General features: G+C 52.3%; 1 protein-coding gene and 1 pseudogene. Both read right to left on the bottom strand.

The window, feature by feature from the left end:
- Positions 1-67: 67 nt before the first annotated feature.
- A pseudogene (locus tag OGY13_RS08680) lies at positions 68-781 on the bottom strand (IS630-like element ISAhy2 family transposase); the annotation flags it as partial.
- A 105-nt stretch (positions 782-886) separates the two neighbouring features.
- Positions 887-1,496: integrase core domain-containing protein (locus tag OGY13_RS08675; protein WP_286552745.1), on the bottom strand; the 610-nt coding region annotated here is incomplete at its 5' end.

Below are 1,496 nucleotides of genomic sequence, written 5' to 3'. Positions count from 1 at the left end.
TGAATGGGTTCATGTGCAGCTCCATCAGCAAAAGGGGATGATAAGTTTATCACCACCGACTATTTGCAACAGTGCCGTTTTTCTTGATCCCGCTGACGTAAAGTACCCTTCCGTTGCCTGCGTGGAGAACGCCTGCCAGATAATGCTTGGCATTCTGCCCCGGTGTGACAACCCGCTTTTGCTGCGCTCTGAACATCCAGTCGGCTCCTAATTTGGGATTGAGGTCTATATCGACTTCATCCTCATAAAACACCGGATTATCGGCATCACAGCGGGCCAGCGCGGCGTCGATATTCGCCATTTTTTCCTGATAGGCTGGGTCTTTTATCCGCAAGGTCGGCACGGGCCTGCGCCAGACAATGCCCATACGAGGTAACCATCGGCGGAGCGTGGAGGCTGCCACATTGAGCCCTGTTAACCGATTGATTTTTATAGCCAATAGTTCAGTACACCAACGGCTGCGCTGATAACCAAAATCTTGCGGAGAAAACTGCATGAGCAGCACCAGTAAGGTGACAATCTTGGCGATAGGTAAGACTGGGGCACGGCCAGCCGGTAAGGCTTCTAGCGCATCTATGCCTTCATCTCGATACCACCGAAGCCAACGACCGATGGTCGAGCGCGCAGCGCCGGTAAGGTGATGAACATCGGTGATCGTGCGTCCTTCATGTAACAGCAAGATGGCCATCAAGCGACGAGCATGTCCTTTATCACGGGTGGCATGGATGATTTTGTGAATGCGGCGCCGTTGTGGTCGTGGCAGAGGTGGTAGGATAGGCATCAACTCAGTCCTTTGGGTGTGGCTTGTTTTGTTTAGCGACTAATCAGATCGCACAAACTGGACTGAGTTCCCTTCCTCCGGTGATCTACTATTCGGAACAGCTATTTAGGGTGACGGAAATTTCTGGGGTTCCGGCTTACATCCCCTAGTAACGTCGGAATCTTCATTCTCAGAATGACCCTTTCTCCAGCCCGCTGCAAATTCAGACGGTGTCTGATAATTCAGCGTGGAGTGCGGGCGGCATTCGTTATAATCCTGCCGCCAGTCATTAATAATTTTCCTGGCATGAACGATATCGCTGAACCAGTGCTCATTCAAACATTCATCGCGAAATCGTCCGTTAAAGCTCTCAATAAATCCGTTCTGCGTTGGCTTGCCCGGCTGGATTAAGCGCAACTCAACACCATGCTCAAAGGCCCATTGATCCAGTGCACGGCAAGTGAACTCCGGCCCCTGGTCAGTTCTTATCGTCGCCGGATAGCCTCGAAACAGTGCAATGCTGTCCAGAATACGCGTGACCTGAACGCCTGAAATCCCAAAGGCAACAGTGACCGTCAGGCATTCCTTTGTGAAATCATCGACGCAGGTAAGACACTTGATCCTGCGACCGGTGGAAAGTGCGTCCATGACGAAATCCATCGACCAGGTCAGATTGGGCGCCGCCGGACGGAGCAGCGGCAGACGTTCTGTTGCCAGCCCTTTACGACGTCTTCTG

This window comes from Citrobacter sp. Cpo045 (assembly GCF_030332875.1).
GTDB classification, from domain to species: Bacteria; Pseudomonadota; Gammaproteobacteria; order Enterobacterales; family Enterobacteriaceae; genus Citrobacter; species Citrobacter portucalensis.
This window is presented reverse-complemented; position numbering and strand designations above follow the sequence as displayed.